Source organism: Streptomyces sp. CA-146814 (assembly GCF_050942385.1).
Lineage (GTDB): Bacteria > Actinomycetota > Actinomycetes > Streptomycetales > Streptomycetaceae > Streptomyces.
In genome coordinates this window covers 6,819,135-6,846,087 of the sequence record NZ_CP192068.1, presented here as the reverse complement: position 1 = coordinate 6,846,087, position 26,953 = coordinate 6,819,135, and the positions used below count along the sequence as shown (strand labels likewise).

Annotated in this window: 27 protein-coding genes and 1 pseudogene; 9 read left to right on the top strand and 19 right to left on the bottom strand. The window is 72.2% G+C overall.

The features are described from left to right. Nucleotides 1-9 precede the first annotated feature (9 nt). From ACQP09_RS30275 to ACQP09_RS30245, 7 genes are all read right to left on the bottom strand, one after another. Nucleotides 10-1,002, bottom strand: coding sequence for an SDR family oxidoreductase (locus tag ACQP09_RS30275; protein ID WP_433405443.1), 993 nt, complete (start codon nucleotides 1,000-1,002; stop codon nucleotides 10-12). Between the two features lie 170 nt (nucleotides 1,003-1,172). Further along, a complete protein-coding gene (locus ACQP09_RS30270) occupies nucleotides 1,173-1,769 on the bottom strand; it encodes a hypothetical protein (protein WP_433405441.1) in 597 nt (198 codons plus the stop codon). A gap of 134 nt (nucleotides 1,770-1,903) precedes the next feature. Continuing rightward, nucleotides 1,904-3,070 (bottom strand): ROK family glucokinase, encoded by a 1,167-nt coding sequence (locus tag ACQP09_RS30265; protein WP_151512693.1) that lies wholly within the window; start codon nucleotides 3,068-3,070, stop codon nucleotides 1,904-1,906. A gap of 133 nt (nucleotides 3,071-3,203) precedes the next feature. Continuing rightward, nucleotides 3,204-4,049, bottom strand: coding sequence for an ATP-binding cassette domain-containing protein (locus tag ACQP09_RS30260; protein WP_433405438.1), 846 nt, complete (start codon nucleotides 4,047-4,049; stop codon nucleotides 3,204-3,206). Further along, entirely contained in the window at nucleotides 4,046-5,092 is a 1,047-nt protein-coding gene (locus ACQP09_RS30255) for an ABC transporter permease (protein ID WP_433405435.1), read from the bottom strand. The genes ACQP09_RS30260 and ACQP09_RS30255 overlap by 4 nt, the downstream gene beginning before the upstream one ends. Then, complete coding sequence (locus tag ACQP09_RS30250; protein WP_433406810.1) at nucleotides 5,089-6,063, bottom strand: sugar ABC transporter substrate-binding protein; 975 nt, start codon at nucleotides 6,061-6,063, stop codon at nucleotides 5,089-5,091. The genes ACQP09_RS30255 and ACQP09_RS30250 overlap by 4 nt, the downstream gene beginning before the upstream one ends. Before the next feature lie 344 nt (nucleotides 6,064-6,407). Then, the gene (locus ACQP09_RS30245) at nucleotides 6,408-7,169 is read right to left on the bottom strand and encodes a GntR family transcriptional regulator (protein ID WP_433405433.1); all 762 of its coding nucleotides are present in this window, start codon (nucleotides 7,167-7,169) and stop codon (nucleotides 6,408-6,410) included. A gap of 98 nt (nucleotides 7,170-7,267) precedes the next feature. Between ACQP09_RS30245 and ACQP09_RS30240 the strand changes: the two genes are divergently transcribed. Next, nucleotides 7,268-8,281, top strand: coding sequence for a Gfo/Idh/MocA family protein (locus tag ACQP09_RS30240; RefSeq protein ID WP_433405430.1), 1,014 nt, complete (start codon nucleotides 7,268-7,270; stop codon nucleotides 8,279-8,281). 120 nt (nucleotides 8,282-8,401) lie between these two features. Here ACQP09_RS30240 and ACQP09_RS30235 read toward each other — a convergent pair whose 3' ends face one another. The 4 genes from ACQP09_RS30235 to ACQP09_RS30220 form a co-directional block, all read right to left on the bottom strand. Continuing rightward, the gene (locus ACQP09_RS30235; RefSeq protein WP_433405428.1) at nucleotides 8,402-9,616 is read right to left on the bottom strand and encodes a cytochrome P450 family protein; all 1,215 of its coding nucleotides are present in this window, start codon (nucleotides 9,614-9,616) and stop codon (nucleotides 8,402-8,404) included. A gap of 42 nt (nucleotides 9,617-9,658) precedes the next feature. Further along, nucleotides 9,659-10,834, bottom strand: a complete 1,176-nt coding sequence (locus ACQP09_RS30230) for a cytochrome P450 family protein (protein ID WP_433405426.1) — start codon at nucleotides 10,832-10,834, stop codon at nucleotides 9,659-9,661. A gap of 127 nt (nucleotides 10,835-10,961) precedes the next feature. Then, entirely contained in the window at nucleotides 10,962-11,687 is a 726-nt protein-coding gene (locus tag ACQP09_RS30225) for a response regulator transcription factor (protein WP_433405423.1), read from the bottom strand. 46 nt (nucleotides 11,688-11,733) lie between these two features. Continuing rightward, a complete protein-coding gene (locus tag ACQP09_RS30220; protein WP_433405420.1) occupies nucleotides 11,734-12,966 on the bottom strand; it encodes a sensor histidine kinase in 1,233 nt (410 codons plus the stop codon). 145 nt (nucleotides 12,967-13,111) lie between these two features. Between ACQP09_RS30220 and ACQP09_RS30215 the strand changes: the two genes are divergently transcribed. After that, entirely contained in the window at nucleotides 13,112-13,318 is a 207-nt protein-coding gene (locus ACQP09_RS30215) for a hypothetical protein (protein ID WP_433405418.1), read from the top strand. Nucleotides 13,319-13,358: 40 nt separating this feature from the next. Here the strand turns inward: ACQP09_RS30215 and ACQP09_RS30210 are convergent, their stop codons facing one another. Further along, the gene (locus ACQP09_RS30210; protein WP_433405415.1) at nucleotides 13,359-14,285 is read right to left on the bottom strand and encodes a DMT family transporter; all 927 of its coding nucleotides are present in this window, start codon (nucleotides 14,283-14,285) and stop codon (nucleotides 13,359-13,361) included. A gap of 268 nt (nucleotides 14,286-14,553) precedes the next feature. On the opposite strand from ACQP09_RS30210, the gene ACQP09_RS30205 reads away from it, so the two are divergent. Continuing rightward, nucleotides 14,554-15,195: a TetR/AcrR family transcriptional regulator gene (locus tag ACQP09_RS30205; RefSeq protein ID WP_433405411.1), complete on the top strand. Its 642-nt coding sequence runs from the start codon at nucleotides 14,554-14,556 to the stop codon at nucleotides 15,193-15,195. Nucleotides 15,196-15,338: 143 nt separating this feature from the next. Here ACQP09_RS30205 and ACQP09_RS30200 read toward each other — a convergent pair whose 3' ends face one another. Together ACQP09_RS30200 and ACQP09_RS30195 are read right to left on the bottom strand one after the other, a co-directional pair. Beyond that, nucleotides 15,339-15,896, bottom strand: a complete 558-nt coding sequence (locus tag ACQP09_RS30200; RefSeq protein ID WP_433405408.1) for a flavoprotein — start codon at nucleotides 15,894-15,896, stop codon at nucleotides 15,339-15,341. Continuing rightward, nucleotides 15,893-16,062 (bottom strand): annotated as a pseudogene (locus ACQP09_RS30195) (helix-turn-helix domain-containing protein); the annotation flags it as partial. The gene ACQP09_RS30200 and the pseudogene ACQP09_RS30195, both read right to left, overlap by 4 nt. Nucleotides 16,063-16,204: 142 nt before the next feature. On the opposite strand from ACQP09_RS30195, the gene ACQP09_RS30190 reads away from it, so the two are divergent. Both ACQP09_RS30190 and ACQP09_RS30185 read left to right on the top strand, forming a co-directional pair. Next, nucleotides 16,205-16,972, top strand: coding sequence for an SDR family NAD(P)-dependent oxidoreductase (locus ACQP09_RS30190; RefSeq protein WP_433405405.1), 768 nt, complete (start codon nucleotides 16,205-16,207; stop codon nucleotides 16,970-16,972). 134 nt (nucleotides 16,973-17,106) lie between these two features. Continuing rightward, complete coding sequence (locus tag ACQP09_RS30185; RefSeq protein WP_433405402.1) at nucleotides 17,107-17,937, top strand: aldo/keto reductase; 831 nt, start codon at nucleotides 17,107-17,109, stop codon at nucleotides 17,935-17,937. 71 nt (nucleotides 17,938-18,008) lie between these two features. Here the strand turns inward: ACQP09_RS30185 and alc are convergent, their stop codons facing one another. Both alc and allB read right to left on the bottom strand, forming a co-directional pair. Continuing rightward, a complete protein-coding gene (gene alc / locus ACQP09_RS30180) occupies nucleotides 18,009-19,130 on the bottom strand; it encodes an allantoicase (RefSeq protein ID WP_433405399.1) in 1,122 nt (373 codons plus the stop codon). A 183-nt stretch (nucleotides 19,131-19,313) separates the two neighbouring features. Continuing rightward, a complete protein-coding gene (gene allB / locus ACQP09_RS30175; protein WP_433405396.1) occupies nucleotides 19,314-20,657 on the bottom strand; it encodes an allantoinase AllB in 1,344 nt (447 codons plus the stop codon). Nucleotides 20,658-21,093: 436 nt separating this feature from the next. Here allB and ACQP09_RS30170 point away from each other — a divergent pair, with 436 nt between their 5' ends. After that, nucleotides 21,094-21,891 carry an IclR family transcriptional regulator gene (locus tag ACQP09_RS30170; RefSeq protein ID WP_432151332.1) on the top strand — a complete coding sequence of 266 codons (798 nt, stop codon included), beginning with the start codon at nucleotides 21,094-21,096 and terminating at the stop codon, nucleotides 21,889-21,891. A 10-nt stretch (nucleotides 21,892-21,901) separates the two neighbouring features. Here the strand turns inward: ACQP09_RS30170 and ACQP09_RS30165 are convergent, their stop codons facing one another. Both ACQP09_RS30165 and ACQP09_RS30160 read right to left on the bottom strand, forming a co-directional pair. Continuing rightward, complete coding sequence (locus ACQP09_RS30165; RefSeq protein ID WP_433405394.1) at nucleotides 21,902-22,582, bottom strand: ABC transporter ATP-binding protein; 681 nt, start codon at nucleotides 22,580-22,582, stop codon at nucleotides 21,902-21,904. Further along, nucleotides 22,579-23,670 (bottom strand): ABC transporter permease, encoded by a 1,092-nt coding sequence (locus tag ACQP09_RS30160; protein WP_433405391.1) that lies wholly within the window; start codon nucleotides 23,668-23,670, stop codon nucleotides 22,579-22,581. The genes ACQP09_RS30165 and ACQP09_RS30160 overlap by 4 nt, the downstream gene beginning before the upstream one ends. 110 nt (nucleotides 23,671-23,780) lie before the next feature. Between ACQP09_RS30160 and ACQP09_RS30155 the strand changes: the two genes are divergently transcribed. Both ACQP09_RS30155 and ACQP09_RS30150 read left to right on the top strand, forming a co-directional pair. Next, the gene (locus ACQP09_RS30155; protein ID WP_433405388.1) at nucleotides 23,781-25,016 is read left to right on the top strand and encodes a sensor histidine kinase; all 1,236 of its coding nucleotides are present in this window, start codon (nucleotides 23,781-23,783) and stop codon (nucleotides 25,014-25,016) included. Next, entirely contained in the window at nucleotides 25,013-25,648 is a 636-nt protein-coding gene (locus ACQP09_RS30150) for a response regulator (RefSeq protein WP_433405386.1), read from the top strand. Before ACQP09_RS30155 ends, ACQP09_RS30150 begins: the two co-directional genes overlap by 4 nt. Nucleotides 25,649-25,667: 19 nt before the next feature. Here the strand turns inward: ACQP09_RS30150 and ACQP09_RS30145 are convergent, their stop codons facing one another. Next, nucleotides 25,668-25,970 (bottom strand): DUF5955 family protein, encoded by a 303-nt coding sequence (locus tag ACQP09_RS30145; RefSeq protein WP_404067568.1) that lies wholly within the window; start codon nucleotides 25,968-25,970, stop codon nucleotides 25,668-25,670. Nucleotides 25,971-26,173: 203 nt separating this feature from the next. Here ACQP09_RS30145 and ACQP09_RS30140 point away from each other — a divergent pair, with 203 nt between their 5' ends. Next, nucleotides 26,174-26,779 (top strand): nucleotidyltransferase family protein, encoded by a 606-nt coding sequence (locus ACQP09_RS30140; protein WP_433405383.1) that lies wholly within the window; start codon nucleotides 26,174-26,176, stop codon nucleotides 26,777-26,779. The last annotated feature ends 174 nt before the right edge of the window (nucleotides 26,780-26,953 follow it).

Below are 26,953 nucleotides of genomic sequence, written 5' to 3'. Positions count from 1 at the left end.
AGGCTGCGGTCAGCGGAAGTCGGCGGCGTGGTCGCGCGCCCACGCGGCGTACGGGCGCGCAGGCCGGCCGGTCACCAGGTCAGCGCTCACCGCCCCCGGGGTCGCTCCGGGTTCCGCCTGCTCCTCCTGAGCTTCGCCGCGCTCGTAGCCGGGCTCACCGGAGCCGCCGGGATCCGGCTCGGCGCCGGGATCCGACTCGGCGCCGGGATCCGACTCGGCGCCAGCGTTCGACTCGGCGCCGGCGTCCGACTCAGCGCCGGAATTCACCTCGTCGCCGGAGTAGTCCTCGTAGCCGAAGAGGAAGTCGGCGTTGGCCGCCGCCCAGCCGCCCTGCGCCTGGTAGAAGGCGCGGGCCTCGGCCGCGGTGACCGTCTCGATGCGGACCTCTTCACCGATGGCCTCGGCGATCGCGGCCACCTTCTCCCGGTTGGTCACCTCCAACGGCCCCGACAGGGTGTAGGCGACGCCCGTGTGCCGGTCCTCCACAAGCGCGGCGGCCACGACGTCGGCGATGTCCCACTCGTGGACCGGGGTGCCGGCGCTGTCGGGGTACGGATCGACGACCGTACGGCGGGCCCGGACCGAAGGGCCCCACATGTGCAGGGAGTTGACCGCGAACTCGCCGGGCCGGACATGGGTCCACTCCAGGCCGGACGCCTCCACGGCCCGCTCGACGGGCAGGTGGAAGTCGGTGTCCCAGCCGGCGGTGACGGCTGCGGAGGAGAGCACGACGATCCGGCGCACCCCCGCCTCCACGGCCAGGTCGACCACCTCCTGGGCCGTCTCCGCCACGGAGAAGAGGAACAGCTTCTCGACCCCGGCCAGCGCGTCCCGGACCGTTTCCGGCCGCTCCAGGTCGCCCGCGAGGACCTGCGCCCCGGCGGGCAGCCCCGCACTCTCCGGCCTGCGGGTCAGGGCCCGTACGTCCTCACCTGCCTTGAGCAGCTCCCCGACCACATGCCGCCCCACACTCCCGGTCGCACCGGTCACCAAGATCGTCACTGCGCCCCACGTCCCCTCAGCTCTGCGTGCGGAAACCGTCGGCTCCGCGTGCGGATACCGTCAGCTTCGCGTGCGGAAACCGTTCACCCCCAGCGTGCGTCGGACCTACGGTACGGCCAGGTCCGGGTCGAATGCCGGATCACCAGGTAGGCAGGGGAAGCCCGTTCCGGTCAGGGGGTCGCCGCCGATACGACGTAGACGACGGGGCTGGCCGGGTCGGTCATGTTGACCGTGATGGTCTGGGTGGGGCGCGGCTTCTTGTTGGTGTGGGTGACGCTCGCCCAGTTCTCGTTCGAGCTGAAGTACCAGCCGGTGATCTTGATGTCCCGGGGGCTGATGTTGACCTTCCCGGGCTCCAGGGCCGCGCGGCCGGTGCCGACGCCGCTCAGGAAGCGGTCCAGGCCGGCGGAGGTCGTACGGAACTTCGCGTACATCCGGCTGGCTTTCCAGTTGTTCGTCTCGTAGTACTGGACCCCGATCCCGTTGCCGGGGATCGGGATCTCGAAGATCCGGCGCTGCATCTTGGAGGGCCAGCCCTCGCGGAGGCCCACGGCGGCCGCCTCGGCCTCCTTGTCCATGCCCGAGCGGCGGCTCTGGCCGGCGGAGACGAGGAGGTAGCCCGCCGGGATGCCGATGAGCAGCACGATGATCGTGGCGGTGATGAACCGCCGCCTGAAGACCCGCCGAGGGCTCTCGGGCGGCTTGCCCTCGCCGTCGCCCGGCGACTCGGACTGGGGCGGCACCACGGGGTGGTCGGCTGCGATCATGATCAGGAGGTCCCTCGTGCTGCGGAGCGGGGTACGGAGGCGTGGAGGCCGGTCGGGGTCGGAACAAGGAGTTCGGTACGGGGGCGGGTACGGAGTCGGGTTCCGAGCTGAGACGCCGCTCGGGCCCGTGCGGTTCAGTCGACCGTGCGGGTCGAGCGCGTGTTGCGGATGGTGCTCGCCGCCTGGTCGTAGATCTGCGCGTACCGCTCGTACCGCTCGACACGGCGCCGGTTGGCCCGGCGGAAGCGGCGGGCGACCAGCCGGGCCAGGTCCGCGGCGCCGACCATACCGGCCTCGGGGCCGAGCTGGGCCTTGGCGATCCTCGCCTCGGGGCGGTAGCCGCGCCCGGTGAGGTGGCGCTTGAAGGCGTCCCGGGCCGGGTTGATCAGGAGGTCGTCGGCGGCGCTGACACCGCCTCCGATGACGAAGCAGGACGGGTCGAGCGCGGCGGCCAGGTTGGCGATGCCGACGCCGAGCCACTGGCCGATGTCCTGGAGGAGCTCGATGCACATCGCATCGCCCTCGCGGGCCAGTTCGGTGATGAGCGGGCCGGTGATGTCGGGGATGTTGCCCTTGACCCGGTCCAGCAGGAAGTGCGCGACCGGCGAGTCGGCGGCGGCCAGCTCCTTGGCCTCGCGGACCAGCGCGTTGCCGGAGCTGTACTGCTCCCAGCAGCCCCGGTTGCCGCAGGGGCAGCGGTGGCCCGACGGCACGACCTGCATGTGGCCGAACTCACCGGCCACGCCGTACTTGCCGCGCTTGACCTGGCCGTCCTCCAGGATCGCGCCGCCGATCCCCGTACCGAGCGTGATCATGACGAGGTGGTCCTCGCCGCGACCCGCGCCGAAGCGCCACTCCGCCCAGGCGGCGGTGTTGGCGTCGTTGTCGACCATGACCGGGACGACGAGGCGGGAGGCGATGGCGTCGCGCAGGGGCTCGTCGCGCCAGGCCAGGTGCGGGGCGAAGAGGACCTTGGAGCGGTCGGCGTCCACCCAGCCCGCCGCGCCGATGCCCACCGCGTGCACGTCGTGGCGGTCGGAGAGGTCCAGGACCAGCTCGACGATGGTGTCCTCGACGACCTTCGGGCTCTTGGACTTGTCCGGGGTCTCGGTGCGCAGCTGTTCCAGGATGTTGCCGTCGGCGTCGACGACGCCCGCCATCACCTTCGTACCGCCGATGTCGATCCCGACCGTGGGAACGCGCGGCGCGGTGAGGTGCGAGCGGCGTTCCTTGGTGCCGACGGTCTTGAGGACGGTGGCGCGGGCGGAGCCGCGGTCGGCGAAGTCGCGGTACGTGCTCATCGTCCCTGCGGGGTCTGAGGGGCCGGGCCGCTGTCACGGTCGGCGGCGGACGGCGCCCGCCGCGCCCGATTCTGCCACTGCCCGGTCCCCGGAGCGGTCGGCCGGGGTCGGCCGCGCGGGGGCGGGTCGCCGGTCAGGATCCTTCTTCGGTGGCGGCGGAGGTGCCGGGGAGGGTGGGGGTCGGGGTGCGTTCCAGCTCGTGGCTGAGCTCCTCCAGCTCGCTGCCGCCCGCCATCTGCCGGGTCAGCTCGTCGAGCGTGACGTCGTCCTTGGTGTGGCTGCCGGACATGGCGCCGCGCTTGAGGAGGATGAACCGGTCGCCGACGAGGTGGGCGTGGTGCGGGTTGTGCGTGATGAGGACCACGCCGAGGCCCGCGTCGCGGGCGGCGGCGACGTACTTGAGGACGACCCCGGACTGCTTGACGCCGAGCGCGGCGGTCGGCTCGTCGAGGACGAGGACCTTGGCGCCGAAGTAGACGGCGCGGGCGATCGCCACGCACTGGCGCTCACCGCCGGAGAGCGTGCCGATGGGCTGGTCGACGTCGCGCAGGTCGATGCCCATGCGGAGCAGTTCCGTACGGGTCGTCTCGCGCATCTTCTTCACGTCGAGGCGCTTGAAGGGGCCGGCGCCGGTGGTGGGCTCGGAGCCGAGGAAGAAGTTCCGCCAGACCGGCATCAGCGGGACGACGGCGAGGTCCTGGTAGACGGTGGCGATGCCGCGGTCCAGGGCGTCGCGCGGGTTGGCGAGCGTGGTCTCCTCGCCGTCGATCAGGAAGCGGCCGGCGTCGTGGCGGTGCAGTCCCGCGATGATCTTGATGAGGGTGGACTTGCCGGCGCCGTTGTCGCCGAGGACGCAGGTGATCTCGCCGGCGTGGACCTCCAGCGAGACGTGTTCCAGGGCTTTGATGTTGCCGTAGAACTTCGATACGTCGTCCAGCTCGACGAGGGGGCCGACCGGCTTCTCGGTGGTGGCCGTCATGACGTCGCCTCCGCGCGCTTGCGCACCCACGCGTTGAGCAGGGTGGCCAGGAGCAGCATCGCTCCCAGGAAGAATTTGAACCAGTCCGGGTTCCACTCGGCGTACACGATGCCCTTGCTGGTCATGCCGAAGATGAAGGCGCCGACCGCCGAGCCGATCGCGGAGCCGTAGCCGCCGGTGATCAGGCAGCCGCCGATGACGGCCGCGATGATGTACGTCAGCTCGTTGCCGACGCCCTCGCCGGACTGGACGACGTCGTAGCTGAAGAGCAGGTGCTGGCCGGAGATCCAGGCGGCGAACGCGACGCCCAGGTAGAGCCCGATCTTCGTACGGATGACGGGGACGCCGACCGCGCGGGCGGCGTCCGCCTCGCCGCCGACGGCGAAGATCCAGTTGCCGAAACGGGTCCGGAGGAGGATCCAGGTGGCGAGCGCGACGAGCCCGATCCACCAGAGGATCGTCACCTTGAACTCGATGCTGCCGAGGGTCAGCGTCGAGGCGAACAGGGCGCGGGCGGACTCGAAGCCCTCCATGTCGCCGATGGCCTTGGTGGAGACCGTGCCGCTGATCAGCTTGGTGAAGCCGAGATTCAGACCGGTGAGCATCAGGAACGTACCGAGCGTGATGATGAAGCTCGGCAGTTTGGTGCGGGTCAGCATGAACCCGTTGAACGCGCCGATGGCGAGCGTGACCAGCAGCGACACGAAGACGCCGACCCAGACGTTGGCCGTCATCTGGTAGCTGAACATCGAGGAGATCAGCGCGGAGCTGGTCACCAGGACACCGGCGGAGAGGTCGAACTCGCCGCCGATCATCAGCAGCGCGACCGGGGCGGCCATGATGCCGAGGACGGAGGCCGCGTACAGGACCGTGCCGAAGCTGGAGGCCTGGAGGAAGCTGTCGGCGACGATCGCGAAGAAGAGGAAGACGGCTGCCGCGCCGACGACCGAGCCGAGCTCGGGGCGGCCGAGGAGCTTGCGCAGCGGCGAGGTCCGGACGAGGCGCTCGTCCACCTGTTCCGGCGTGGCGGTGGAGCCGCTCATCGGGTACCGCGCTTGGTGAAGTCGGCCAGGGCGTCCGCGTCGTCCTTGGTGATGATCTGCGGGCCGGTCAGGACGGGCAGGCCGCCGCCGAGGACGTTGCGGTTGGAGCGGTAGAGCCAGAGCAGGTCCACGGCCTCGTACCCCTGGAGGTAGGGCTGCTGGTCGACGGCGAAGCCGAGCTTGTCGCTCTGGAGGCCGGCGGCGACCTTGGCGTTGAGGTCGAAGGTGTCGATCTCGGCCTTGCTGCCCGCCGTCTGCTTGGCCTGGACGGCGGCGTCGGCGAAGGGGGCGCCGAGGGTGACGACCGCGTCGATGCTCTTGTCGGACTGGAGCTTGGCCTCGATGGACGCGGTGACGTCGGGCATGTTGGTGCCGTCGACGTACAGGTTCTGCGTCGTGCCGTCGAAGGTCTTCTTCGCTCCGGCGCAGCGCTGCTCGTGGCCCACGTTGCCCTGCTCGTGCAGGACGCAGAGGGCCTTCTTGCGACCCCGCTCGTTCAGCTCGTCGCCGACGGCCTCGCCGGCGATCGACTCGTCCTGGCCGATGTGGGTCAGGGCGCCGAACTCCTTGGACTCGGCGGAACCGGAGTTCACCGTGACGACCGGGATGCCCGCCTTGACGGCCTTGGCGATCACGGACTTCATGGCGTCCGGCTTGGCCAGCGAGACGATCAGCCCGTCGACCTTCTTGTCGATCGCGGTCTGGACGAGCTGCGCCTGCTGGTTGGCCTCGTCGTTGTGCGAGTAGAGGAAGTTGATGTTGTCCTTGACGGCCGCCTGCTCGGCGCCCTTCTGGACGATGTCCCAGAAGGTGTCGCCGTCGCCCGAGTGGGTGACCATGGCGAAGGTCCAGCGGGGCGTGTTCACCGCGGCCCGGCCCTCGGCGGCCTCGGCCGCGCGCTCTTCCGCCCGCTTGCCGCCGGTGCTGCTGCATCCTGCGGCTGCCAGCACCACTGCCAGGACGGCGCCCAGCGCGCGTACCCCTGTCCGAACCCTTGCCACGACGCGGTGCCCTTCTTCTTTTTCTTCCGCTGCTACTCGCTGTGCGCTTGACCTGGCCGGGGGCGTACCGTCCCGGGCCGGCTGCCCAGTATCCCCGAGGCCTGCCCGCTCCCGTCCGGGGGGCGCTCCTGCCGGGCCGGGGGGGCGCCATAACCAGCCCGGCCGGCGTTCGCGGACGGAACCGTCGATGTGGGGGTCGGTCGCCTCGGGGGATCCCGTGCCCCAGGAATCCTCTGCCTGCGGGCGCACCGACGCAAGGGTTCCGTCCTCAAACGCCGGACGGGCTTGCTGGGGCGCCCCAGCACGGGCTGGGTTCAGCGGACCAGGAGCTGGAAGTCGAACGTGTAGCGCGAGGCCCGGTAGACGTGGGTGCCCAGCTCCACCGCACGCCCCGTGTCGTCGTACGTCGTGCGCTCCATCGTCAGCAGCGGCGCACCCGGCTCCTCGTCCAGGGCCCGCGCCTCCCCCGCCGTCGCGGCCCGCGCGCCGACCGACTGGCGGGCGCTGTGCAGCGTGATGCCCGACGCCCGCATCAGGCGGTAGAGGCCGGTGGACTCCAGCTCCGGGGGCCGGAGCTGGAGCAGGTCCGGGGGCAGGTGGTTGCGGAGGAGGGCCATCGGCTCGTCGTGGGCGTACCGCAGCCGCTCGACGAGGTGGACCTCCGTACCCTCGGCGACACCCAGCGCGGCGGCGACCTCGGCGGTGGCCGGTTCCGTGGTGGTGCGCAGGACCTTGGTGGCGGGGCGCTGGCCGGCCGCCTCCAGGTCGTCGTAGAGCGAGCTGAGCTCCAGCGGCCGGCGGACCTGGCTGTGCACGACCTGCGTGCCGACGCCCCGGCGGCGGACCATCAGCCCTTTGTCGACGAGCGACTGGATGGCCTGACGGACGGTGGGGCGGGAGAGGCCGAGGCGGTGGGCCAGCTCGATCTCGTTGCCGAGCAGGGTGCCGGGGGCCAGCCGGCCCTGTTCGACGGCGGCCTCCAGTTGCTGTGCCAGCTGGAAGTAGAGCGGCACCGGACTGGTGCGGTCCACACTCAGCGGCAGCGGCTGCGGCTGATCGGCTCCTTGTGCGGTCACGGGCCGAGCCTAGTTCGATTGTCCGGACAAAGCCATGGTCCGGCGTTTGTCCGGACAAATGCTTGACATGATGACCGGACCGCCGTCACCTTGGGGCCATGCGCATCGGACTCATCGGAACGGGACGTATCGGCACCTTCCACGCGGAGGTGCTGAGCCGTCATCCCGCCGTGGAATCCCTGCTGGTGGCGGACGCGGACCCGGAGCGCGCCGCCGTGGCGGCCACCCGGACCGGAGCCGCCGCCGTCACGGTGGACGCGATGTTCACCGGCGAGGGCCACGGCCTCCCCGACGCGCTGGTGATCTGCTCCGCGACCGCCGCCCACGCCCCGCTCATCGCCCGCGCCGCCCGGGCCGGTCTGCCCGCGTTCTGCGAGAAGCCGATCGCCTTGGACCTGCCCGGCACGCTCGGCGCCCTCGCGGAGGTGGAGGCGGCGGGCAGCATCCTCCAGCTGGGGTTCATGCGCCGCTTCGACGCCGGGTACGCGGAGGCGAGGGCCGCGGTGCGGGACGGCAGGCTCGGGCGGCTGCACACCGTACGGGCTGTCACCTCCGACCCCGCCCCCCCGCCCGCCGACTACCTCCCGCTCTCCGGCGGGCTGTACCGGGACTGCCTGGTCCACGACTTCGACATCCTGCGGTGGGTGACGGGCCGCGAGGTACGCGAGGTGTACGCCACCGGGTCGGACGCCGGTCCCGCGATGTTCCGGGAGGCGGGCGACGTGGACACCGCCGCCGCGCTGCTCACCCTGGACGACGGCACCCTCGCCACCGCCACCGCGACCCGCTGCAACGGTGCCGGCTACGACGTCCGTATGGAGCTGGCCGGTGAGCTGGACCAGCTGGCCGTCGGCCTGGACGACCGTACGCCGCTGACCTCGGCCGAGCCGGAGGGCCCGGGCACTCCGCCGAAGCCCTGGCCCGGGTTCCTGGAGCGGTTCGCCCCGGCGTACGAGGCGGAGCTGGACGCCTTCCTCCGGGTCGCCCGGGGCAAGCTGACCAACCCGTGCGACGGGCGGGAGGCCCTGCACGCGCTGCGGATCGCCGAGGCCTGCGAGATCTCGCGCCGCGAACGCCGCCCGGTGGCGATGAGGGAGATCCCGGGCGGGTGACGGCCCGGCCCGGGGGGGCTGACGTCCCGGCCCGGGCAGGTGGGGCCTGGCCCGGGCGGCTCACGTCCCGGCCCGGGCGGCTGAGACCGTGGCCTCGGGCGGCTGAGGCCCGGCCTGCCTCTACCAGGCCACCGGCAGGCTCAGCGGCCCCCGCATCAGGAGGCCGGTGCGCCAGTCAAGCGTGGCCGGGTCGGCGGTCAGCCGTAGCTCCGGGCAGCGCTCCAGCAGCGACCGGACGGCGACCCGGGCCTCGATCCGGGCCAGCGGCGCGCCCAGGCAGTAGTGGATGCCGTGGCCGAAGGCGATATGCCCCCGGGCGTCCCGGGTGATGTCGAAGCGGGAGCCGTCGGGATAGCGGGCCGGGTCGCGGTTGGCGTCCGACATCGCGACGAGGACCAGTTCACCGCCGCCGGGGATCACCGTGCCGCCGATGTCGATCGGTTCGGTCGTGAAGCGGTACGTCGGTGTCTCCACGGGCCCCTCGAAGCGCAGGATCTCCTCCACCGCGTTGTCGATCAGGCCGAAGTCCGCGCGGAGAAGCGCCAGTTGCTCCGGGTGTGCGAGGAGGTTGTGCACTCCGTTGGTGATGAGGTTGACGGTGGTCTCATGGCCGGCGACGAGCAACAGCCAGGCCATGCCCATCAGTTCGTCGGCGGAGAGCCGGTCGCCGTCCTCGTCGGCGGTGTGGATCAGCGCGCTCATCAGGTCGTCGCCCGGTTGCGTCCGCTTGTCCTGGAGGAGCCGGGTCAGATAGGCGGCCATCGCCTTGGTGGAGGAGTCCCGTTTGGAGGCGTCGACCGAGGAGACCGCCTGGTTCGACCACTCGCGGAAGGCCGCCCGGTCCAGGAACGGCACGCCGAGCAGCTCGCAGATGACGTTCATCGGCAGCGGGTAGGAGAGCGATTCGACGAGATCGGCCCGCCGGTCGGGCGCCGCGAGCATCCGGTCGAGCAGCTCGTCGGTCATCTCCTGGATACGCGGGGCGAGTTGTTCCATCCGGCGCGGAGTGAACTCCCGGGCCACCAGCTTGCGCAGCCGGGTGTGGTCGGGGGTGTCGCTGCTGAGCATCGACGTGCCCGCGGAGACCTTGGTGACGCCCAGCGCCGGTGAGGCCTTGGCCCACTGTTTGGAGAGCCGCTGGTCGGCGAGGAGCGTCCGCCCGGCCTCGTACCCGACGACGAGCCAGGCGTGGGTGCCCTCGGGAATACGGACCCGGTGGACCGGGCCCTTGGCCCGTAACCCGGCGTAGACCGGATACGGGTCGCGGGTGAAGTCGTCGCCGAGCGCGGCCAGATCGACCAGGCCCTCGGCCTCCGTGATTGCTTCGGCGGTCAACAGATGCCCCTTCGCTAGGAGTTGTGGAGGTGAGCAGCGGCCCTACCAGCGCACCGGCAGCCGCCGCACCCCGCGCATCAGCAGCCCGGGCAGCCACTCCGGCTCACCGCCCGCCGGATCGCGGGCCAGGTCCGGGCAGCGCTCCAGCAGCGCCCCGATCGCAATGCGGGCCTCCATCCGGGCGAGCGGGGCGCCGAGGCAGAAGTGCGCTCCGTGACCGAAGGCCAGGTGGCCCTGAGGCGCGCGGCGGATGTCGAAGGTGTCCGGGTCCGTGAACTTCTCCGGGTCCCGGCCGCCCGAGGCGAGGGCGACGAGCACCGGTTCGTCGTGCGGGATCACGGTGGAGCCGACCGTGATCTCCTCCCGGGTGAAGCGGAAGGTGGCGGTCTCCACCGGACCGTCGTACCGCAGCATCTCCTCCACCGCGCCGTCCAGCAGTCCGGGATCGGCTCGTAGCAGGGCGAGTTGGTCCGGGTGGTCGAGCAGGGCCCGTACGCCGTTGGAGATCAGGTTGACGGTGGTCTCGTGGCCGGCGACGAGCAACACGAAGGCCATGCCGACCAGTTCCTCGGCCGACAGCCCGTCGCCGCCTTCGTCGCGGGTCCTGATCAGCGCGCTCATCAGGTCGTCGCCAGGCGAACTCCGTTTGTCCTGGATGAGTTGGATGAGGTAGGAGCTCATCGCGCTGACCGGGTCGCCCGCCTCCCGCTGGGCCGCGGTCGGCGTGACGACGGCGCTGGAGAGCGCGCGGAAGGCGTCCCGGTCGATGTCGGGGACGCCGAGCAGTTCGCAGATGACGGTCATCGGCAGCGGGAAGGCGAGCGCGTCGACGAGGTCGGCGGAGCCGGCCGGGACCATCGCGTCGAGCAGTTCCGTGGTGATCTCGGTGACCCGGGGGCGCAGCGCCTCGATACGGCGGGGGGTGAACTCACGGGCGACGAGCCTGCGCAGCCGGGTGTGGTGCGGGGCGTCCAGCTCCAGCATGTTGGAGCTGATCGGGTTGACCTCGGCGGCCCAGCGCCCGGTGGTCCGCCAGTCCTTGCCGAACCGCTGGTCGGCGAGGGCCGAGCGGGCCTCCTCGTACCCGACGATCAGCCAGATCCGCTCCATCTGCTCGGTGCGCACCGTGTGCACCGGCCCCTCGGCGCGCAGCTTCGCGTAGTACGGATAGGGGTTCGCCGTGAAATCCGGCAGATCCCGCAGATCGAGCACAGCCATTGCAGTCAGCCCCCTCGTTCCGGTCCGGGCCACTCGTCGTGGGCCGGTCGGACCACCCAGCGTAGGCCGGTCCGTCCACGCAGCGTTGGCCGGTCCGGTGCGCTCAGCGTAGGCCGGTCCGGTCCGCTCAGCGTAGGCCGCCGTCCTGCTCGCCGTCCGCGTCGAGCAGCCCGGCATCGTGGACCAACAGGGCGATCTGGACCCGGTTGTTCAGATCAAGTTTGGCGAGAATGCGCGAGACCTGGGTCTTGACGGTGGCGACGCTGAGGTAGAGGTGGCCCGCGATCTCCGCGTTGGAGTGCCCCCGTCCGACGGCCACCGCGACCTCCCTCTCCCGGTCCGCCAGCTCCGCGAACCGCGTGCGCGCCCGCTCGGTCCGGCTGGTGCGGTCGTCCGGCGCACCGCCCGCGGCCCGGGTCATGAGCTGGCGGGTGACGGCGGGCGAGAGCACCGGGTCCCCGGCGGCGACCCGGCGGACGGAGTCCACGATCTGGGCGGGCGGGGTGTCTTTCAGGACGAATCCCGCGGCTCCGGCGCGGATGGCCCGCAGGACCTGTTCGTCGGCGTGGAAGGTGGTGAGGACGACGACTTCGGGCGCGTCGGGGCGGCGGCGCAGCTGCTCGGTCGCGGTGAGCCCGTCCATACCGGGCATCCGGATGTCCATCAGGACGACGTCGGGGCGCAGCCGTTCGACCAGGCCGGCGACCTCGCCGCCGTCCGCGCCCTCGCCGACGATGTCGATGCCCTCGGCCCCGCCGAGCATCAGCGTGAGCCCGGCCCGCACGAGCGGGTCGTCGTCGACGATGAGCAGCCGGACGGGCAAGGAGGCCGGAGGAGGCACCGGGGTGTTCATGACAGCCACCGTAACCAGTCGTTCTCCCCCGTTCGCCGCCCCCGCCTCACGCCGTCGGCCACGGCAGCCGGGCGCGGACCATGAAGCCGCCGTCCGGCGTGGGGCCGTGCTCGAGGCTGCCGCCGGCGAGCGTGGCGCGTTCGGTGAGGCCGATGAGGCCCTGGCCGGAGCCGGGCACCCGTTCGAAGGGTTCGGTGGGGGCCGGGTTCGCCACCTCGACGGTGAGCCCGTCGCCGGGGCCGCCGGTCACGGTGACGGTGACCTCGGTGCCGGCTGCGTGTTTACGGGCGTTGGTCAGGCACTCCTGGGCGATGCGGTACACCGTGCGGCCGGTGGCGGCGGGCGCGTCCTGCGGGGCGGCGACGCGCTGGTCGAGGGTGACCTTCATGCCCGCCTGCCGGGACTCGTCGATCAGCGCGTCCAGGGTGGTGAGGGTGGGCTGGGGCCGCTCGCCGTCGCCGGTGTCGCCGGGGCCGCGCAGCACGCCGATGATCTCCCGTAGATCCTGCAACGCCTCGTGGGCGCTGTCCCGGATGACGCCGGCGGCCCGGGCGATCTCGGCGGTGGGGGCGCCGGGCCGGAATTCGAGGGCGCCGGCGTGGACGCTGAGCAGGGTGAGCCGGTGGGCGAGGACGTCGTGCATCTCGCGGGCGATGGCCTCCCGGGCCAGCCGCTGGGCCTGCTCGGCACGGAGTTCCGCCTCGGCCTCGGCGCGGCGGGCCCGTTCGCGGAGCGTGAGGACGAGCCGGCGCCGGGACCGTACGACCATCCCCCAGCTGAGCACCAGCAGGATCAGCAGAACCCCGAAGATGACCGAGGTGAGGTAGCCCGTCTCGGGGTCGGGACGCAGCCAGGGCTGGAGGGGCGCCACGGTCAGCGCGCCGGCCCCGACGATCGCCGTCGGCTTGAAGGGGCGGTGGACGGCCAGGCTGAACAGGGCGACCATCATCGCGCCGCCGGCGACGGGCTCCACGATGGACAGGGCGGTCAGGGCGGCGGCGAGCCCGACGGGCCAGCGCCGCCGGATCCAGAGGGCGCAGCAGGCGGCGGCGCCGATCACCGAGTCGACGACGAGCACGGCGTCCGGGGTCGACCCTTCGTTCTCGATCGCGGCGAGGGCGATGAGGGCGATGCCCGCCGCGATGAGGAACGCCGTGATGTCGACGACCCAGTCGCGTACGGTCCGCCGCGCCCGGGACCCGGCCCGGGCCCGGTCGCCGGGCAGCTCGGCATCGGCCATCGCCGAGGGGAGCAGCCAGGGGTACTCGGTGCGCGTCATATCGACAAAGTTACGCAGCCGGGCGCCCGGAACAGGCCCGGTGCGGCGAGGGAGCGACCAAAGTCGCGGAACCCGCTACTTTCGGCGCGGCGGTCGGGCCCGGTGGCCGACGCGGCGGAGGCGGGGCGGCCGCGAGGCTCGGCGTATGAAGAAACTCATCGAGGCGGCCGGGCTCATCATCATGCTGCAGGGCATCGGAGGACTGGTCCACGAGTGGACGGGGTGGCTGCGGCTGTGGACGCTGGCCCAGCACATCGACTACTTCGGTGACCGCGCGCTGTTCGTCAGCATCGTGCTGATCGTGACGGGCTTCGCGGTCATGATCGCGCCGGACGCGGTGCGGAGGAAGTAGGCCGGCTCCTCAGCCCGCTCGTTTGCACGGGGTCGGCTCCTCAGCCCGCCTCTTGCACGCTCCGGCGCCCCCACGCCGTGCCCGCCAGCACGAGAACGGCCCCGGCCACCCCCAGCACGCCGAGCCGTTCGCCGCCGAGGCTGATCCCGACGGCGGCCGCCCAGAGCGGTTCCGTACCGAGCAGCAGGCTGACCCGGGACGGCGAGGTGCGGCGTACGGACCACATCTGCACGAAGAACGCGAAGAGCGTGCAGAACACGGAGAGGAAGATCAGCCCCGCCCACTCCCGGGGCCCGAAGCCGACCGCCACGCTCCACGGCGAGGCACCGGTTCCCGGGAGGACCGCGAGGACGGCGAAGACGGCGACCGCACCGCCGAGCTGAACGGTGGTCAGCGAGAGCGAGTCCGCCGACCGCACGGCCTTGATCCGGGCCATGGCCAGGACGTGGACCGTACGGGCGAGGGCGGCGAGCAGCATCAGCAGGTCACCGGCCGAGGGGCTGGTGAAGCCGCCGCCCTGGGTCAGCAGGATCACTCCGGCGACGGAGAGCCCGGCGGCCGCGACGAAGGAGGCCGGGGGCCGGACGCGGGTCACGGCGGCTTCGGCGAGCGGCGTGAAGATCATGGTGAGGCTGATGATCAGCCCGGCGTTGGTGGCCGAGGTGTGGACCACCCCGTACGTCTCCAGCAGGAAGATCCCGCTCAGGATCAGTCCCAGCACCCCGGCGCCCCGCCACTGCGCGCCGGTCAACGCCCGCAGCTTGCGCCAGCCGGTCGCCACGAGGACGGGCAGCACGATCGCGAAGCGCAGGACGAGGACGGCGACGACGGTGTGGGTGGTGGTGATGCCCTTGGCCGCGAGGTAGCTGGCGCCCCAGACGACGGCGACCGCCAGCACAGGCAGGTCGGTGAGCCAGGCCCTGCGGGACGGCACGAGGGCGGGCGCGGGCGCGACGGCGGCGGTCACCTGGTGCTCCTTGGTTCTCCACAGCGGGACGGATGGTGGAGACATCACCGGCTCACACGCGGAACGATCACGCTACGTGCCGGGCGCGGCGGAAAGGAACACCTGTCTCACGGACCGGATCCGGCCCGGCCCCTGTACCGGTATCGCCCGTGGTCAGAGGCGCGGCGCGCCGGTGGACGGGGAGGCGGGCCGGGCAGCCGGTGGTCCGGCGGCGCCCGTGGCCGTCCCTAGAATGACGCCTCGTAACTCTGAGGTACGGAGTGGTCACATGGCGGCAGTACGGCTGGACGGGCGGGTCGAGCGGGGCAACCAGACGCGGCAGCTGATCCTGGGGCGCGCGGTGCAGATCGCCTCGGTGGAGGGGCTGGAAGGCCTCTCGCTGGGACGGCTGGCGACCGAGCTGAAGTTGAGCAAGAGCGGGGTGTTCGCGCTTTTCGGGTCGAAGGAGGAGCTGCAGCTCGCCACCGTGCGCGCGGCGGTCGCCGTCTACGTCGACCATGTGCTGCGTCCGGCCCGCTCGGTCCCGCCGGGGATCGGCCGGGTCTGGCGGATGTGCGAGGCGTGGATCGCGTACTCCCGGGACCGGGTCTTCCGGGGCGGCTGCTTCTTCTACGCGGCCACCGCCGAGTTCGACGCCCGCGGCGGCAAGGTGCACGACGCGCTGGCCGCCGCGCAGACCGGCTGGGTCACCTTCGTGGAGGAGACCATCGAGGAGGCCCGGGCGGCGGGCGAGCTGGCCGGGGACACCGACGTACGGCAACTGGCCTTCGAGGTGATCGCCTTCCTGGAACTGGCCAACGCGGAGTCGGTGCTGCAGAACAACCGCCTCGGCTACGAGAAGGCGGCACGGGCGATCCTGGGACGGCTGCGGGCGGCGGCTACGGAGAGCGGACGGCTGCCGGTGGCCTGAACTCCCCAGACTCAGGATGCGAGTTCGATTCTCGTCACCCGTTCTCGATGAAGGCCCTGGTCAGTAACCGGGGCCCTTCTTGCCGCCTGGACCTGGTCGGGACTCGTGCATCGCCTCTGCGTCAAAGGTTCCGGTACAGGTGATCACGCCTCGGGGAACAGCTTGGGCGCCAGCAGGTCCAACGCTTCCTCCCAGTGGAAACGGTCCGCCCCACCGTCGGCCTTGGGATGGTGGGGCTCGTAGGAACCGACCAGGATCCCCATGTCCCGCAGTCGCCGCAGACTCTCGTCGTACGCGGGGTGGGCCGCCAGCGCGGCGTTCACGTACGGCAGGACGGCGGTGGGTACGCCGAGGCCGTACGACTCGCACAGGATGCCCAGCGCCAGCGTGTCCGAGATCCCGGCGGCCCACTTGTTGATCGTGTTGAACGTCGCCGGTACGACAGCGATGGCGTCCGGGGGCGGGAGAGGGCGCGGGTCGGCGGGCGACCGCCAGGCCGAGCGGATCGGGTAGCCGGTCTGCGCTTCGATGGACGGCGCGTCGATGAAGCCCAGCCCCTGAGGGGTGGCGACGACCCCCACCTCCCAACCGGCCTCCTGAGCTGCGGAGATCAGTCGGCCGACATCACCGGCGATGCCCGCCGCGCACACGACGACGTACAGAAACGGCTTGCCGGCCCCGTGCCCGGACTGATCGCTCACGCGGTGACTCCCCGTTGGCGGCTGAAGTGGTGCGGTTCAGGCAGCGTACGACGACGGTCGCGGGCAGCCGTGTCCGCGACCAGCTCACGGATGCCGGACGCCGGATGTCCTGCGCGGCGCAGCTCTCGGCGATACGCAGCGCCTGGTATCCGTCGGCGAGTCGACCGATGGTGACTCGCCGACTGACAGGGGTGGGGCCGGTGGTGGTCACACCCCGTCCGATTCCCGCCGGTCTCCGGGCCTCCGGGGGACTTTGCTGGTTCCTGTCGCCGGATCGGCGGCGCTCCCCGAAGGCAAGGAACCTCACCATGTCCAGCTCCGGCACCACCTCCACCATCACCGCCTCCGCGCCCCGGACCGCCCTGGTCACCGGAGGCAGCCGGGGCATCGGCGCGGCCATCGCCCTGCGGCTCGCGGAGGCGGGGGCGGACGTCGCCATCACCTACGTACGGGACGAGGAGGCGGCCCGTACGGTCGTGGCGAAGATCGAGGGGGTGGGGCGGCGTGCGGTCGCCCTGCGCTGCGATGCGGCCGACGCCGGGGGCGCCGCCGAGGCCGTGCACCGGGCGGCGGACGCGTTCGGGCGGCTCGACGTACTAGTCAACAACGCGGGGATCGGGGTTCTCGGGCCGATAGCGGAGCTGCCCGACGCCGAGGTCGACCGGGTCCTGGCCGTGAACGTGCGGGCGGTCTTCCTCGCCTGCCGGGCGGCGGCGGACCGGCTGGCCGACGGCGGGCGCGTCATCTCGGTCGGCACCGCGCTGAGCCGGTACGTGGGCGGGCCCGGATCGACGCTGTACGGGATGAGCAAGTCGTCCCTCGTGGGGCTGACCAAGCCGCTCGCCCGGGAGCTGGGGCCGCGCGGGATCACGGTGAACCTGGTTCAGCCCGGGCCGGTGGACACCGACCTCAACCCGGCCGGCGGGCCGTTCGCCGAGGGCCAGCGGGCGGCGACGGCACTGGGCCGGTTCGGTACGGCGGAGGAGGTGGCGTCGCTGGTGGCGTACCTGGCGAGCGCGGACGCGGGCTTCATCACCGGTACGGAGGTCGTCGTGGACGGCGGTCACGCGGCCTGAGCACCCGGCCTCGGCTTCCGGAGGCCCCGGTTCCGCCGAGCTGCCCCGTCCCGGCCGCGCGCCTACGCTGGCCGGGACGGGGCAGAACGTGACGAGAGGTTATCCGGGGGGCTACCGGAAGGACAGCGCGGACCATGGGCGACGTACCCGTTCATACGCTCAACGACTCCACCACCCTGCCGGCGGTGGGCCTAGGCACCTATCCGCTGGACGACACCGAGGCGGAGGAGGCCGTCGCGGGGGCGCTGGAGCTCGGGTACCGGCTCGTCGACACGGCCCTGAACTACGGCAACGAGACCGGCACCGGCCGGGGCATCGCCCGCAGCGGTGTCCCGCGCGAGGAGATCCGCCTGACCACGAAGGTGCCGGGGAGGCATCAGGGGTACGAGCAGACGCTGGCCTCGTTCGAGGAGTCGCGGGCCCGGCTGGGCGTCGAGTACGTCGACCTGTATCTGATCCACTGGCCGCTTCCCCATGTCGACAAGTACGTCGAGACGTGGAAGGCCATGATCCGGCTCCGCGAGGACGGTCTCGTCCGCTCCATCGGCGTCTCCAACTTCACCGCCGCCCATCTGGAGCGGCTGGAGCGCGAGACGGGCGTGCTGCCGTCGGTCAACCAGATCGAGATGCATCCGCTGCTCCCGCAGGAGGAGTTGCGCGCGGTGCACGCGGCGAAGGGCATCGTCACGGAGGCCTGGAGCCCGCTGGCCCGGGGCCGCGAGGTGCTGGAGGACCCGTCGACGGTGGCGATCGCCGAGGACCACGGGGTGACGCCGGGTCAGGTGGTGCTGCGGTGGCACACGCAGGTCGGCGCGGTGCCGATCCCGAAGTCGGCGGATCCGGGGCGGCAGCGGGAGAACCTGGACCTGTTCGGGTTCGAACTGACCGCGCAGGAGCTGACCACGATCGCGTCGGGGCGGCAGCGGCGGTTCGGCGGGGACCCGGACACGCACGAGGAGTTCTGAGGCGGCCGTACGACCAGCGCGCCACCGCGATCCCCCTGCGATCGCGGTGGTGCCGGTCTGTTCGCGTACGGTCAGCCGCCCAGCTCGCGGTGGCGCGCGGCCAGCCCTGTGGCGCCCTCGTCGGTGAGGGATCCGTACAGCCTCAGCCGGGAGATCCCGCCGTCCGGGAAGATGTCGATCCGTACGTGGGTGGCGCGCACCGAGCCGTCCAGGACGAAGCGGTGGTTGGTGTCGGGCTGGAGCTGGGTCCGGGGCAGGACCTCCGACCAGTCGCCGTCCTCGCCGTCGCGTACGGACAGGCTCGCCCACCCCGCCGAGTTGCCCTTGAGATAGGCGGTGTCGATCTCGACGGCCCGGATCTCGGACTGCGCGGCCAGGCGGTAGCGGATCCAGTCGTTGCCCCGGTCGCGCCGGCGGCGGGTCTCCCAGCCGTCGTCCATCTTCCGCGAGCGGCCGGGCTGGATGGTGTTGGTGGCCGGTGAGTAGAAGCGGTCGGAGGCGTCCTCGACCTGGCCGCCGTTCTCCAGCGCGGCGAGGTCGAGCGTACCGAGCGCGGTGAGCCACGCCGGGTCCGGGGCGACCTCTCCGTACACGCGCAGCCGGGCGATCCCGCCGTCCGGGTGCTGGTTGATCCGCAGGTGCGTGAAGCGCTGCTCGGCGTCGACGGCGAAGCCGTTGGCCGCGTGGCCGCCGACCGGGGTGCGCGGGACGAGGGTCGTCCACTTCACGTCCGGGGCGAGGAGGTCGTCCGGGGACGGGGAGCCGGGCAGGGACGCCGCCTCGACGGAGACGGCCTGCGGGTAGTTGCCGCGGAAGTGGGCGGTGTCCAGGACGATGCCCCGGATGACGCCGGGCGCGCCGAGCCGGACGAGGGCCCAGTCGTGGTCGTCGGGGGTGGGGTGCGGTTCGGCGGCGCTGACCCCGCGTCGGCGGCGGGTCTCCCAGCCGTCCATGATCTTGCCCTTGTGGCCGAAGTGCTCGGGGTCGAAGACGGCGGGCCCGGGCTTCAGCAGGTTCTCGCGCTCGGCGAAGAACTCGTCGTTGGCGGCGATGACCCCGGCGCCGAGGCGCCGGTCGGCCAGGTCGACGAGGTGGGTGAAGGGGAAGTCGGCCGTGCGGTGGTCGGCGTACGGGTCGCCGCCCGCGTACGGGCTGGCGTCACCGGTGAAGCGGGGTATCGCGGCGTCCGTCATGGTCGGGGGTCCTTTCGGGGCACGGTCGGTGGTCACGTACGAGAGCACTGCTCACGGGCTTGGTCAGTGGTCGTGTACCGGAGCACTGCTCGTGGGGACGGTCAGCGGTCGCGTGCGAGAGCGCTGCTCACGGGGTCGGTCGCGGTCAGCGGTCGCGTACCAGAGCACTGCTCACGGGCACGGTCAGTGCTCGCGTTCCAGGAGGCGACCAGCCGGCTCGGCGAGGACGCCGTCGGCGGCGATGCGGACGCCCCGCAGCCAGCTGGAGCGGACCACGCCGTGCAGGGTCTTCCCGGCGTACGCGGTGACCTGGTTGCGGTGGAAGAGCTCGGCCGGGTCGACGGTGAAGGTCGCCTCGGGGGCGAGGACCGCGAAGTCGGCGTCGCGGCCGGCCTCGATCGCACCCTTGCGGCTCAGCCCGGCCAGCTCGGCCGGAGCGGCGGACATCCAGCGGACCACGTCGTCGAGCGAGTGGCCGCGCCTGCGGGCCTCGGTCCAGATGGCGGGCAGGCCGAGCTGGAGGGAGGAGATGCCACCCCAGGCGGAGGCGAAGTCCGGGGTCTTGAGGTCGGTGGTGCACGGCGAGTGGTCGGAGACGATGCAGTCGATCGTGCCGTCGGCGAGACCGGCCCACAGCGCGTCCTGGTTGGCGGCCTCGCGGATCGGCGGGCAGCACTTGAACTCCGTTGCCCCGTCCGGGACTTCCTCGGCGGTGAGGGTGAGGAAGTGCGGGCAGGACTCGACGGTGACGCGGACTCCCTCACGCTTCGCCGCGGCGATCAGCGGCAGGGCGTCGCTGGAGGAGAGGTGCAGCACGTGGACCCGGGCGTTCAGCCGCTTGGCGTGGGCGATGAGCCCCTCGATCGCGGTGTTCTCGGCGTCGCGCGGACGGGAGGCGAGGAAGTCGGCGTAGGCGGGGCCGGGGCGCTGGGGGGCGTCGGCCAGGTGGTGGGGGTCCTCGGCGTGGACGATGAGCAGGCCGCCGAATCCGGCGATCTCCGCCAGGGAGCGGGCCAGCTGCTCCTGGTCCAGCTCGGGGAACTCCTCCACCCCGGAGGGCGAGAGGAAGCACTTGAAGCCGAAGACCCCGGCCTCGTACAGCGGGCGCAGATCCTTCACGTTGGAGGGGAGCGCGCCGCCCCAGAAGCCCGTGTCGACGTGTGCCTTGGGGGCCGCCACCTGCTGCTTGATCCGCAGGTTCTCGACGGTGGTGGTCGGCGGGAGGGAGTTGAGCGGCATGTCCAGGAGCGTGGTGATGCCGCCGGCCGCCGCCGCGCGGGTGGCGGTCCAGAAGCCCTCCCACTCGGTGCGGCCCGGGTCGTTCACATGGACGTGGGTGTCGACCAGGCCGGGCAGCAGGACGTCGTCGCCGAAGTCCTCCAGGCGGGCGCCCGCGGGCACCTCGGTGTCGTACGGCAGGACCGCGTCGATGGTGCCGCCCGCGACGGCGACCGTCGCCGGGCGGGTGCCCTCGGGGGTGACGACGCGCGTCGAGCGCAGTACCAGGTTCACGTCCGGACCGGACACCCGTGCCTCCTTCACTCCAGGAATCACCCCGGAGGACTCGCTCCAGGAATCACTCCGGAGGACTCACTCCAGGAATCACTCCGGAGGACTCACTCCAGGAATTCAACGAACTGTTGAAACTTCTGAAGGAGTCTTCACTCGGGAACCACCCTCGTCAAGACCCACTTTCCACCGAGGGGGTCCGGCGGGCCACCCCCGACGCCCGACTGGAGGTTTCCACAAAGTAAAAGTCATATTTCGGAGTGCGGAACGTAGCATGGGCCAGGAGAGGCGGCACCGAGCCGCCGCGCCGACCGCCGCCACACCGTCAGCACACCGTCGGCACCCGGACAAAACCGCCCCTGACCGGCACGGACGTCCGCCGGACAGCTGTGGGCCGATCGGGCAGCGCCCGGTAGGCTGCTGCCTTGCCTTCCGCTTCGAAAGGACCGTTGACGTGCCGCCGTCCCACGCCAGCACAGCCGACTCCAAGCCCTCCGGTGCCAGCGGTGGGGTGCAGTCGCTCGAGCGCGCCTTCGACCTGCTGGAGCGGATGGCCGACGCCGGGGGCGAGGTCGGGCTGAGCGAGCTGTCCGCGAGCAGCGGCCTGCCCCTGCCGACCATCCACCGGCTGATGCGCACGCTCGTCGTCTGCGGTTACGTACGCCAGCAGCCCAACCGCCGCTACGCGCTGGGCCCCCGCCTGATCCGCCTGGGCGAGTCCGCCTCCCGGCTGCTCGGCACCTGGGCCCGCCCGTACCTCCAGCGGCTGGTGGAGGAGACCGGCGAGACGGCCAACATGGCGCTGCTGGACGGCGACGAGATCGTGTACGTCGCCCAGGTGCCGTCCAGGCACTCCATGCGGATGTTCACCGAGGTCGGCCGCCGGGTCCTTCCGCACTCCACCGGCGTCGGCAAGGCACTCCTCGCCGACACCCCGGCCGACGAGGTCCGCGCGCTGCTCGCCCGTACCGGCATGCCGGCCGCGACCGAGAAGACGATCACCACCCCCGAGGGCTTCCTCGACGCGCTGGAGCAGGTGCGGCGGGCGGGTTACGCGGTGGACGACAACGAGCAGGAGATCGGGGTCCGCTGCCTGGCCGTCTCCGTCCCCAACTCCCCCACCTCGGCCGCGATCTCCATCTCGGGCCCGGCGGGCCGGGTGACGGAGAGCGCTACGGAGCGCATCGTGCCGATCCTCCAGCAGGTCGCGGGAGAGCTGTCGGACGCGCTGGCGAGCAACGGGACGAGCTGACCTCGGCGGGTCAGACCTGCGCCGGTACGGTCAGCCGCCCGTCGTCCATCGTCACCGTGCGGTCCATCCGTTCCAGGTGCGCCCGGTCGTGCGTGACCAGGACCGTCGCGGTGGCGCGCTCGCGGGTCAGCGTGACCAGCAGGTCCAGGACGGCGGCCCCGCGCTCGTGGTCGAGTGCGGAGGTCGGCTCGTCGACGAGGAGCACCTCGGGCTCGTTCATCAGGGCCCGGGCGATGTTGATCCGCTGGCGCTGACCGCCCGACAGCTGGTGCGGCCGCCGGTCGGCCTTCTCCGCCAGGCCCACCGCGTCCAGCAGCTCCAGCGCCCGCCGCCGGGCCTCCCGGCTCCGCCCGCCCGACAGATGGGCCATCACCTGGAGCTGCTCGGCGGCGGTGAGCGAGGGCAGCAGGTTGGGCTGCTGGAACACGATGCCTATGTGCTCCCGGCGCAGGGCCGCCCGCGCCGCCGGGGTGAGCGGGCCCGTCCTCGTACCGGCCACGACGATCTCACCGGAGTCCGGGGTGACCAGGGTCGCGGCGGCGGCCAGCAGGCTGGACTTGCCGGAGCCCGACGGTCCGACGACGGCGGTGAGCGTGCCCGCCGGAACCTCCAGCGAGACCCGGTCCAGAGCGGTGAGCCGCCCGTCGCCGTCCGGATAGGTGAGGGTCACCTCGGTGAGGGTGAGCGTCATCGGGCACTCCCGAGTGCGGTGAGGGGGTCGACGGCGGTGATCCGCCGGATGGAGAGGGCGGCTCCGAGAGCACCCAGGGCGATCATGACCACGGCCGGGACCAGGACGGTCGCCGCGTCCAGCACGAACGGCACCGGCCCGCCGCCGATCAGGACCCCGGCGCCTGCCGCGAGCGCGGTGCCGAGCCCCGTACCGATGACGAGCATCACCACGGCCTGCCCGAGCGCGTCGCGCAGGAGGTACGGAGTGGAGGCGCCGAGCGCCTTCAGTACGGCGATGTCGCCGCTGCGCTGGATGGTCCAGACAGTGAAGAAGGCGCCGATGACGAGGGCGGAGATGGCGAAGAGGAAGCCGCGCATGAGTTGCAGCGAGCCGTTCTCGGCCTGGTAGGAGCCGATGGCGGTGAGCGAGTCGTCGAGGGAGAGCGTACGGGTCTCGGCCGCCTCGTCGCCGGCCGCCAGATCGGCTCCCGGGGCGGTGGTCAGCGCGATGACGGTGGCCTGTTCGGCGGGGCCGGCGCCGTCGTGGCCGATCTGCTGCCAGTCGTCGAGCGTGGTCCAGACGACGGGCGTGTGGCTGTACGAGGCGTCTCCCGCGACGGCGGCGACCTCGCGCTCCGCCCGGCCGAGCGCGATCTTGTCGCCGGGCGCGGCGCCGAGCTCCTCGGCGGCCTTCTCGGAGAGCACGACGCGGCCGGGGCCGATGTCTTCCGGCCCTTCGGGCGCCAGCGTCCCGTCCGGCTCGACACCGAAGGCCGACACCGGGGCCGTACGGTCACCGGGGGCGGTGGCGTTCAGCGTCCGGATGCCGAGCGGCTGCGCGGCCTCGACCCCGGGGCGCTCCGCCCAGGCCCGCCAGTCGTCCTCGCGGACGGTCGAGTTGGTGAACGACACCGACTGGTCGCCGCGCGGAGCGGCGAAGGCGAGGTGGTCGGCGTCCAGACCGGTGACGGCCGAGACGTTCTCCCGGGCCAGACCGGCGGTCAGGCCGGACAGCAGGCCCACGAGCAGCGTGATCAGGACCACGACCGACCCCATGAGCGCGAACCGGCCCTTGGCGAACCGGAGGTCTCTCCATGCGACGAACATGGGTCCATCGTCGGCTGTCCGGGGTGCGGAAACATCGCGCGGGGGGCGGTTCACAGATCAACCTTTCGATTGACCGAGGCCGTAGGGCCCGCGGCTACGCTGGACGAACCATGGATTCGCGTTCGCACACCCCTGTCACCGCTGCCCTGCGGCTCTGCCTGCACGCGCTGCTGCTGGGCCTGCTGGCCCTGGTGGCGGTCCGCGCGGTGAGCGAGGGCGCGCCGCGCGCGGGGGCGGTGGTGGCGCTGACGGTGGTGATGGCGGGGGTGTACGGGGTGGGGGCGGTGGCGGGGGCCCGCGTGACCTCCGTACGGCAGCGGGCGCCCCTGCGCCCCGGCACCAGGGCCGCCGCCTTCTGGCTCACCGGGCTCTGCACCCTCTGGCTCGCGCTGCTCGCCCTCTCCCCCGATGCCCTCTGGGTCGCCTTCCCGCTCTACTTCCTCCAGCTGCACCTGCTGCCGACGCGCTGGGGCGTGCCCGCCGTGGTCGTCACCGCCGCCGCCGCGATCACCAGCTTCGTCGTGCACCGGCAGGAGATCGCTCCGGGCGCGTTCATCGGGCCGCTGCTCGGGGCGGCCGTCGCCATCGCCACGGTTCTCGGGTACGACGCGCTGTTCCGGGAGAGCGAGCGGCGCCGGGAGCTGATCGTGGAGCTGGTCGCCACCAGGGCGGAGCTGGCCGAGGCGGAACGTACGGCGGGCACCCTCGCCGAGCGCGAACGCCTCGCCCGGGAGATCCACGACACCCTCGCCCAGGGCCTGTCCAGCATCCAGCTCCTGCTGCGCGCCGCCGAGCGCACGCTGTCCGAGGACGCCCCGGCCGCCGCACATGTCCGCGCCGCCCGGGAGGCCGCGCAGGCCAACCTGGCCGAGGCGCGTTCCTTCGTACGGGCGCTGACGCCGCCGGATCTGGAGCACGGTTCGCTGGCGGCCGCGCTGGAGCGGCTCTGCGCCCGGACGACGGGGCCGGACCTCACCGTACGGTTCGCGGTCAGTGGTACGCCGGTGGAGCTGCCGACGCCGTACGAGGTGGCGCTGCTGCGGACCGCCCAGTCGGCGCTGGCCAACACGGTGCGGCATGCGCGGGCGGGCCGGGCGGAGATCACGCTGAGCTTCATGGACACCTCCGTGGCGCTGGACGTGGTGGACGACGGCCGTGGCTTCGACCCGTCGGGAGCGCCGGTGGCCGAGCGCGGCGACGGTGGTTTCGGACTGCCCGCGATGCGGTCGCGGGCGGCCACGCTGGGCGGGACGCTGAGCGTGGAGTCGGCGCCGGGCCAGGGCACGGCGCTGGCGGTCACGCTGCCCGTGACGGTCCCGGACCACGAAGGGGTGCGTGCCGCGTGAACGCCATCCGGCTGCTGCTCGCCGACGACCATCCCGTCGTACGGGCCGGTCTGCGCGCGGTCCTGGACACCGAGCCGGACTTCCGGGTCGCGGGCGAGGCGGCGACCGCCGAGGAGGCCGTGGCGCTGGCGGCGGCGGGCGGGTTCGACGTCGTCCTGATGGACCTCCAGTTCGGCCCGGGCCCCGGAATGCACGGCTCCGAGGCCACGGCGGCGATCACCGCCGTCCCCGGCGGCCCCCGGGTCCTCATCCTCACCACGTACGACTCCGACGCGGACATCCTGGCGGCGGTGGAGGCGGGGGCGAGCGGCTATCTGCTGAAGGACGCGCCGCCGCAGGAGCTGGCGTCGGCGGTACGGACGGCTGCCGCCGGCCGCTCGGCGCTCGCGCCGTCGGTGGCGCACCGGCTGATGGACCGGATGCGCACGCCGGCGGAGGCGCTGACGCGGCGGGAGCTGGAGGTGCTGCAGCTGGTCGGCGAGGGCCTGTCGAACCTCCGGATCAGCAAGGAGCTGTTCCTGAGCCAGGCCACGGTCAAGTCCCACCTGGTGCACATCTACGCGAAGCTGGGCGTCGACTCCCGTACGGCGGCGGTCGCGGCGGCGACCGCCCGCAGGCTGATCCGCCGCTGATCCGACAAGGAGTTCCGCCTCACCCGCGCGGCGGCTCCCCGAAGAGGTCCACCGCGTTGCGTACGTCGCGCAGTGCGGCGGCGAGCGCGCTGACCGAGCCGATGGAACCGGCGATCAGCAGCAGCGAGCTGCGCATGCGCGGGATCTCCGGGACGCCGCCGACCGCCATGGCATCGAGTGCCGCGAGCTCTTCCTCGGCGATGGGCCGGTCCGGGAATTCGAAGGAGAGCGAGGCCAGTTCACGGCGGAGCCGGGAGACGGCTATCCGGAGCTCGGCCACCCTCGGGTCCTCGCCGCTGCCGGTGACCCGCTTCTGCCCCACGCTTCGCAACACAGCACTCCCCCTCGCACATCCTTGTGCCGGTGTGACCCCCGGATCCCGGGGCGGTGGCCAAGTACCGGGGTCCGTCCGCAAGTTAACGCCATGACAGGCTGTGCGCGCCAGCCCACGGAAAGAAATCAGGGTTACCCCTGAGAGTGACATGCGTGTCGCGTGTGCGAACGGCTCGGTGGTATCCAGGGCTCATGGCTTCTCATGCGAAGAATCCCAAGGTGGCGGGGGTACTGCTCGCCGCGGGCGGCGGCCGGCGGCTCGGCGGCCGCCCGAAGGCCCTGCTGGAGCACCGCGGCCGGCCCTTGGTGGAGCACGCCCTGCGGGCCCTGCGCAACGGCGGCTGCGGCCCGCTCCATGTGGTGCTGGGCGCGGCGGCCGACGAGGTGAGGGCCCGCGCCGATCTCACGGGGTCGGCGGTGACCGTGAACCCGGGGTGGGAGGAGGGCATGGGCTCCTCGCTCCGGCTGGGTCTGGCGGCCCTGACCGGTACGGGCGCGGACGCGGCGGTCGTCCTGCTGGTGGACCAGCCGGGGATCGGCGCGGAGGCGGTGGCGCGGGTACGGGTGGCGTACCGGTCGCGGACGAGCCTGATGGCGGCCTCGTACGACGGGGAGCGCGGCCATCCGGTGCTGTTCGGCGCGGATCTGTGGGCGGACATCGCGGCGGGGGCGGTGGGTGACCAGGGGGCGCGGACGTATCTGCGGGAGCACCGCGATGCGATCACGCTGGTGGAGTGTTCGGATGTGGCACAGGCGTACGACATCGACACGGCGGAGGACCTGGGCCATCTGGAGTGACTCTGCGGTGAACCCTCCGTACCCGCCCTGGCACGCTGCGCCGCCGACACCCCGTTTCTGTCGACCCGGAGAATCTCGACATCAACAAACCATTGAACTTCCACCATGAGGAAACTACTATCCACTGGTCAGAAGCCCTCTGAACCTCAGACGGCACCCACGGCCGTATCTCGG